The sequence below is a fragment of the Staphylococcus parequorum genome (genome assembly GCF_039237145.1).
GTDB lineage: Bacteria > Bacillota > Bacilli > Staphylococcales > Staphylococcaceae > Staphylococcus > Staphylococcus equorum_A.
The window spans coordinates 2,864,472-2,871,546 of sequence record NZ_CP150682.1; the positions used below are offsets into that span (position 1 = coordinate 2,864,472).

Annotated in this window: 9 protein-coding genes; all 9 read right to left on the bottom strand. The window is 33.3% G+C overall.

The annotated features are described in order from the left end of the window. Positions 1-235: 235 nt before the first annotated feature. The 9 genes from rsmI to AAA453_RS14145 all read right to left on the bottom strand — a co-directional run bounded on the left by rsmI (position 236) and on the right by AAA453_RS14145 (position 6,713). Positions 236-1,078 carry a 16S rRNA (cytidine(1402)-2'-O)-methyltransferase gene (gene rsmI / locus AAA453_RS14105; RefSeq protein ID WP_069818267.1) on the bottom strand — a complete coding sequence of 281 codons (843 nt, stop codon included), beginning with the start codon at positions 1,076-1,078 and terminating at the stop codon, positions 236-238. A 3-nt stretch (positions 1,079-1,081) separates the two neighbouring features. Further along, entirely contained in the window at positions 1,082-1,330 is a 249-nt protein-coding gene (locus AAA453_RS14110; protein WP_002508731.1) for a GIY-YIG nuclease family protein, read from the bottom strand. After that, positions 1,323-2,048, bottom strand: a complete 726-nt coding sequence (locus AAA453_RS14115; protein ID WP_069818272.1) for a tRNA1(Val) (adenine(37)-N6)-methyltransferase — start codon at positions 2,046-2,048, stop codon at positions 1,323-1,325. Before AAA453_RS14115 ends, AAA453_RS14110 begins: the two co-directional genes overlap by 8 nt. A 121-nt stretch (positions 2,049-2,169) precedes the next feature. Then, positions 2,170-2,511, bottom strand: coding sequence for a DNA replication initiation control protein YabA (yabA, locus tag AAA453_RS14120; protein ID WP_427705504.1), 342 nt, complete (start codon positions 2,509-2,511; stop codon positions 2,170-2,172). Positions 2,512-2,526: 15 nt separating this feature from the next. Beyond that, on the bottom strand, positions 2,527-3,330 hold the full coding sequence (locus tag AAA453_RS14125) for a PSP1 domain-containing protein (protein WP_069818268.1): 804 nt from the start codon (positions 3,328-3,330) through the stop codon (positions 2,527-2,529). A 2-nt stretch (positions 3,331-3,332) separates the two neighbouring features. After that, the gene (locus tag AAA453_RS14130; protein WP_069818269.1) at positions 3,333-4,259 is read right to left on the bottom strand and encodes a DNA polymerase III subunit delta' C-terminal domain-containing protein; all 927 of its coding nucleotides are present in this window, start codon (positions 4,257-4,259) and stop codon (positions 3,333-3,335) included. A gap of 135 nt (positions 4,260-4,394) precedes the next feature. Continuing rightward, entirely contained in the window at positions 4,395-4,724 is a 330-nt protein-coding gene (locus AAA453_RS14135) for a cyclic-di-AMP receptor (protein WP_002508726.1), read from the bottom strand. A gap of 26 nt (positions 4,725-4,750) precedes the next feature. Beyond that, positions 4,751-5,368 (bottom strand): dTMP kinase, encoded by a 618-nt coding sequence (gene tmk / locus AAA453_RS14140; protein ID WP_069818270.1) that lies wholly within the window; start codon positions 5,366-5,368, stop codon positions 4,751-4,753. A gap of 1 nt (position 5,369) precedes the next feature. After that, entirely contained in the window at positions 5,370-6,713 is a 1,344-nt protein-coding gene (locus tag AAA453_RS14145; protein WP_069818271.1) for a lysine decarboxylase, read from the bottom strand. Positions 6,714-7,075 lie beyond the last annotated feature (362 nt).

A 7,075-nucleotide genomic window follows, 5' to 3' on the forward strand; every position in this document is an offset into this window, starting at 1 on the left:
TAGCCACTTTTAAAATGATATGGATAGATTACTATTCACATCGGACTTTTCATGACTTAATTTTGCTAAAATTTTAATATGATTAATAATCTCTATCTTGTCTACATTACCATAAATCACGCGTGTTATGGGAGTTTTTCAACTCATTTCTCTTGATTAAACGTGATTTTATCCTGTAAAAGTTCTTCGTTTTATCTTAGAAACTTTATCCTAAGAATAATCCATCTGACTTAGATTAATTATTGGAAACCTCATGATAAATATCATAAACTTCGCCAGTCTTCATATGACGCATTTCAGCAACTTGTTTAATTGCAGATTTAGGTTTCATATTTTCATTTATATAGTAATCCACATGTGCTTGTATCGACATATCTTCAAACCATGACGTATCTTCTTCAGCTATCGCACCTTCAATGACTACAACAAATTCACCTTTAGTTGGAATTCGATTTTCATTAAGCTGGTTTAGTAATTCTCCAACTTCTCCTGTGACAATTTGCTCAAACTTTTTAGTTAATTCTCTACCTAGTGAAACTTTTCTAGTTTCATCTACTTTTTGAATTGTTTTCAACGTCTCTTTCACACGATGTGGCGATTCATAAATAATTAGCGTACTATCTTCAAACATCCGCTGCTCTAAAATATCTAATTTCTGCTTTTCTTTTCGTGGTAAAAACCCTAAAAACGTATAAGTAAATGAGGGTAAGCCACTCGCCATCAGTGCCGTCAATCCAGCATTAGGACCTGGCACTGTTTCCACTCTAATTTCATTTGCTCTCGCTGCAACAACAAGTTCGTAACCCGGATCACTAATCAATGGTAAGCCTGCATCTGATACAAGCGCTATGCTAACATCCTGCTGCAGTTGTTCTATTAGGTAATCCGTTTGTTGTTCCTTATTGTGGTCATGATAGGATTTCAGGGGTGCTTGAACATCATAATGTGCACATAACTTTTTAGTCACTCTTGTATCTTCACAAGCAATCAAATCCACCGACCTTAAAATATCTACAGCTCTATATGTAATATCTGCTAAATTCCCTATGGGTGTTCCTACTAAATATAGTGTCGCCATTAGTTATCCCTCACTTATTAATACTAATTTTTGTTGCCTAGAATACGTTTTTATTTCATATTCTCGTTTTAAAGCTTCTGATTTCGTATCAAACATTTCTTGATAAACTAACTCTACTGGACGTCTTATTTTAGTATATTTGGCGCCTTGTCCCTTATTATGCTTTTCTACCCTTTTTTCTATATCTTTTGCATAACCAGTATATAAACTTCCATCTTTACACTTAACAATATATATATAATGTTTATCCATAATATATTTCTCTCATTTCTTTAGTATACGTTCCATCATTATTGTATATGTAAAATGGCGTTTGGATGTCTAGCCCTTGATTACCACCTTTTCTACCTTCAACAACAATTGTTTGCGCAACTTTGCCTTGCTTACTATAGATGAAATAAAGTTTCTTAGGTTCAATCTGGTATGCTCTCATATAGCTTAAGACATCCATAAGACGTTCTGCTCGATGTACCATCACAAAGCGTCCACCTTGTTTCAGTAAATGTCTTGCTGCAAAACAACAATCCTCTAATGTACACATAATCTCATGTCGTGCGATCTTATGTGCTTCTTTCTGATGTTGGAACGCTTGATTCTCTTTAAAGTACGGTGGATTACAAGTAATAAGACTATATTTCGCTGGATTAAACTGTTTGTGTGCCTCTTTCAAATCCATATGATGCATCTGAATTCTATTTTCTAGATGGTTATGTACGATACTGCGTTGTGCCATATCTACGAGTTGTTGTTGTATTTCAATTCCATCTATAGCCTGCTGTCCTTTATCAGAAAGTAATAAAGGTATCACGCCATTACCCGAACACAAATCCATGATTGTATCCTGTTTTTTTAATTTTGTGAAATGTGCAAGTAGTAAAGCATCTGTTGAAAAAGAAAACACATCATCATTTTGAATAATTTCTAGTTTTTCTTTAATTAAATAATCTAATCTTTCATTTTCCATATGCATATTCATTATATCCTCCAAAAAAAGGACGAGACTGCGATGCTTAATAACCAAGCCTATCGCTACATCTCATCCTCAATCACATTTCCTCCATATTGTTTTATAGGCAATTTTGTTCTTTCAATTATTCACTCAGCACTTCCAAACAAAATAAACAGTCGTCACCTTTTCTATGTTTGCCGAATAACTCACCATTACAAATATGAAAACCCTCTTTATAAAGCATCGCTAAATTATCTTTACTGCGAAGTGGTCGCTTATATTGTGCTTTATGACCACTTTCTATTTTTTTAGGTTTTTCTTCTTTATCTATTAAAGTTTTTAGATTTTCATTCTCTATTTGTAAGGCTACATTTTCTTCTATGAGTTCGACAGTAAGATTTTTCAAATTAACCATATCACCGTTGATTTGATTAATATTTTCTTCTAATTGTGCTAACTTTTCAAATATCTCGCTTCGATTCAATGTTGCAACGGCCTCCTAATTAAACGTTTCTAATTCTTCCATTTTATATTCTAGTGGTTGCTCTAGGCCTTCCACTTTAATTTGCATGGAAATGTCTAAAATATTTAACCCTATCACTTTACCGTTACCTTCTGGTGTTTCAATCGGATCACCAACATCAGGTAATTGTGCACGTGCTTCCTCATAATAATCATTTTCATACTTGAGACAACACATCAAACGTCCACATGCTCCCGAAATTTTAGTTGGATTTAAAGATAAGTTTTGGTCCTTAGCCATTTTTATAGATACTGGTTCAAAATCACCTAAAAATGTTGAACAACATAAAGAACGTCCACATGGTCCAATGCCACCCAATAATTTTGCTTCGTCTCTAACACCTATCTGTCTTAACTCAATACGTGTTTTCAACTTCTGTGCCAAGACTTTTACGAGTTTTCTAAAATCAACACGTTCATCTGAAGTAAAATTAAATATTACTTTTGATTTATCTAATGTGAATTCACAGTTAACCAAACGCATTTCTAATTGTTGTTGTTGAATCGTATCTTTACACAATTCCAAAGCTTCTTTTGCAGCTTGCTCATTTTGTTCATATCTAACTAAATCTTCTTCAGTTGCAATACGTACGATTTCTTTTAATGGTAGCGTTACATCTTGATCCGCAACATTTAATGGTTCGTATTTTACACGCCCCATCTCTAAGCCTCTTTTAGACTCTACTACCACCCAGTCTCCTACAGCTAAATTAAAGTGTTGAGGCGAATAATACTCCATTTTTCCTGACTTTTGAAAATCAATGCCTACTACATTTTGCATAACTAATTCACCCCTTTTATTACGATTTGCTCAAACACTAAAGTTGGATTCACATTTTGATTCAACTTTTTATGTGCTTCTGTTATTTGATCATACATCAAAATAATTTGATTATATGTTAGTTTTTTCGTATATTCTTGTACATCGACTTGTAAATCTTGATATATCATATCATCAGTCATCCCTACTTTAGCATGCATAACATCTTGAAAGAAACCATTAACTGCAGCTAATGTGACCATTTGTAACCTTCTGTTTTTAGCCTGTTTCAATAAATCTACAATAGCAATCAATGCCATAGGTCGATTTGTTAAAAGTAATTGGCACCATTTAATAATACTTTTACGTAGCGCCATTAAATCTGCTTCTTCATTTAGCGTAACTGCCGTTTCAATTTGCGTAGTATATGTACTTAGTAATTCAGCTACTGGACGCGAAATATCACGCTCTACTAATCTATTTATAAAATTAGCTTTATTAATAGGTTTAAAATAAACATGCTGACATCTCGAATGTATTGTGTCTAAGATTTGCTCGGGTTTCGTAGTTAATAAGATGGCGATGGTATTTTCAGGAGGTTCCTCTAAAAATTTCAAAATGCTATTTTCACCTTGAATTGTTAACTTTTCAAAGGATTCAATAATATATACTTTATAGTCACCTTCTATTGGTAATTGATTCATATGATGTAATAACTGTTCTATTTGATCTTTCTTTATTGTAGTCTCTTCAGAGGATATATACATAAAATCAGGATGATTAAATGTTTCTACCTTTAACTGACATTGATTGTCTTGATTACATAAAATAAGTTTCGTAAAATCAATAGCGACTTGTTGCATTGTCTGACCATCATCACCCTCAAATAAATAAGCATGTGACAATTTATTTGATTGATAGGCTTTCGTCAGTCTTTCTCGTTCATCCATTATAAAGTTACTCCTTTATATAAAAAGGCTGCTTATATATAGTTGCTCTACAAAAAACATTCTAAAGATCACCATAGGTAAATCTCTTTAGCTAAAATGTAATTTGAGAGGCTACTATATTAAGCAACCATGATTTTAGAATTGATGGAAAGTTTCAACAGGCATTACAAATACCGTTGCTCCTCCAACTTCTACTTCAACCGGATACGGTATATAAGAATCTGCACTACCACCCATCGGTGTAATAGGTGAGACAAGTTGCTCTCTGTTACCACAAGTATCATTGATAACTTTCAACATCTCATCCACGCGATCATCTTCAACACCAGATAAGAACGTAGTATTACCAGCTCTTAAAAATCCACCAGTGGTTGCAAGTTTTGTTGCTCTAAAATTATGCTTAACAAGTTTATCCGACAGTTCCTGACTATCCTGGTCTTGTACAATTGCTATAATCATTTTCATACTAAACACCTCTTCCAAATATTATATCACAATTTTTCTAAGTATTTGCTGATAGATTTATACGTCGCATTTACTACTTCTTCTAAACTTCGATTTGCATCAATCACAATAAAACGTTTAGACTCATTATGAATAATTTTCCTATAACCTTCAACTACTTTTTCGTGAAATATTACATCTTCTTGATCTAAGCGATTTTGATTTCGCTGATTTTTTTGTATACGGTCACGACCTACCTCCACGCTCACATCAAGGTAAATGGTTCTATCTGGATATAAACCATTGATAGCAAATTCATTAATAGATTTCACTTCTTCTATTCCTATACCCCGTGCATAACCTTGATAAGCTAATGAACTATCTATATAACGATCACATAATACTAACTTGCCCTCATCTAATGATGGTATAACTTTACCAACAAGATGTTCTCGCCTTGACGCCGCAAATAATAAGGCTTCAGTGCGCTCATCCATATCGTCACCTTCAAGTAATACTTCACGTATTTGCTCTCCAGTTTTAACACCACCAGGTTCTCTAGTAAGTACAACATCATACTCTGTTTCTAACCGTTCTGCCACTTGTTGAATGACTGTAGTTTTACCTGAACCTTCTGGGCCCTCAAAAGTTATAAAAGCTGACATTTTATTCATCCTTAATTTCTATTTTATAATTTTTAATTCCTTCTACTCTTATATTATTATCATACCAATAATTCATTAATTTTATCATATTTTCTGTAATTTTTTCTCCTTTAAACATAACAGGGATGCCAGGAGGATATGGAACGATATTTGTTGCTAAAACTTTAGATTCAGCATGACTAATATTGATACTTTTTGTATCAACTATATCGCCCGCTTGGTATGTACCTTCTTCAGTTCTAAACGCGGACTGAGCAGGTGATTGTGTGTCTCTCTCTTCCAACTCAATCTGTCGTATTCTTTCTATTAATAAATCAAATGGATATGTATCTTCCTTATGCCATAAAGGCAAAACGAACAATACCTGATGTTCATCAGCAAGTTCAACGTAAATATCTTTAGTTTCAAAATGCTTTTGTAATTCAAAACCAGTATAACCATTACAACGTATATTCAATTTCAGTGGATCTTCAACTTTAACGATTTCAGCTCCAATTTCTTTTAACTCTTGAATTAATTGACCTCTTTTTTCAAAAAAGAGATGACTGTTATAATCTTTATAAAACTGATGCGCTAATTCCAAACTCGTCATTAATAGATAGGAAGGGCTTGAAGATTGAAAATAGGACAAATATTTAATAACCTTTTCCCGTCTCGGTGCATTCTTATGAATAAATATAATAGAACTCATTGTTAGTGCTGGTAATGATTTATGATACGATTGCACTACGTAATCCGCACCCATATTTAAAGTGGAATTGGGAAAGCCTTCTAAATCAAAATGAGCACCATGTGCTTCATCTATCAATACAGGTATATTGTGCTCTTTTAGACCTTTGATAGCAATAGATACATCAAAACACTCACCATAATAATTAGGATATGTAAGAATTGCTAATTTAGTTTGTTCTATTTGAGAAAAAAATGCATCCAAATTCGGACCTAAATATTGGTTCGTTTTTTCACTCATTTTCATTTCCAATAATTGACACTGCTCTGATGTTAAATCCAAAGCATGAAATACAGATTTATGTGCATTCCGAACTATGGAATAATGCCCCTCTTGTCCTGAAAATCCTTGGATTACTGATAAAATCCCAGACGTAGTCCCATTGACTAAATAATATGCATCATAGTCAGGATGTTTCTCTAAACCTTCCATACTTTGTGCTATCACTTCATCAGGGTGATGTAAATCATCTAATTCTGTAATCTCAGTCATATCCATTTTAAAATTTAATTGTTCTAAATAACCGATTGTCATATTTTTATGCCCAGGTACATGCATCGAAATCGGATTTCTATTTAATATATCATTAAGTTTATTAGTTAATGGTAATTTCATATGTATCCTCGCTTTTCAAACAATAATTCCAACTCCTATAGTTCATTATATTTTAACATATAGAGAGTGGAATATGTGTTTGTCCCTACCTCTAATCCTAAATGTACTGCATATAAAAAACTTTGTCTTTAATCAAGCTTCACTAATTTTTCACTCAAAAAAAAGACACTTACTCACTTACCGCTTGTAAGCTCGTCGCGTCTTTCGCTGAGTTCGTCAGCTTCTAAAGAACTACTTCCCAATCTCATTGGGATTAGTAGTTCTTACACATGAGCTTCAGCTTATGTGTTCATATTTTAAACCAGTTGTTTTTGGTAGTTAAGCTCTTTTTCTCCATAAAAAAAAGACCCTTTCGGGTCCTT

What these genes read in the sequence shown, in the direction of transcription:
- rsmI (WP_069818267.1), bottom strand. Translation starts at nt 1,078, where the DNA reads ATGGCGACACTATATTTAGTAGGAACACCCATAGGGAATTTAGCAGAT.
- AAA453_RS14110 (WP_002508731.1), bottom strand. Translation starts at nt 1,330, where the DNA reads ATGGATAAACATTATATATATATTGTTAAGTGTAAAGATGGAAGTTTA.
- AAA453_RS14115 (WP_069818272.1), bottom strand. Translation starts at nt 2,048, where the DNA reads ATGCATATGGAAAATGAAAGATTAGATTATTTAATTAAAGAAAAACTA.
- AAA453_RS14125 (WP_069818268.1), bottom strand. Translation starts at nt 3,330, where the DNA reads ATGCAAAATGTAGTAGGCATTGATTTTCAAAAGTCAGGAAAAATGGAG.
- AAA453_RS14130 (WP_069818269.1), bottom strand. Translation starts at nt 4,259, where the DNA reads ATGGATGAACGAGAAAGACTGACGAAAGCCTATCAATCAAATAAATTG.
- AAA453_RS14135 (WP_002508726.1), bottom strand. Translation starts at nt 4,724, where the DNA reads ATGAAAATGATTATAGCAATTGTACAAGACCAGGATAGTCAGGAACTG.
- tmk (WP_069818270.1), bottom strand. Translation starts at nt 5,368, where the DNA reads ATGTCAGCTTTTATAACTTTTGAGGGCCCAGAAGGTTCAGGTAAAACT.
- AAA453_RS14145 (WP_069818271.1), bottom strand. Translation starts at nt 6,713, where the DNA reads ATGAAATTACCATTAACTAATAAACTTAATGATATATTAAATAGAAAT.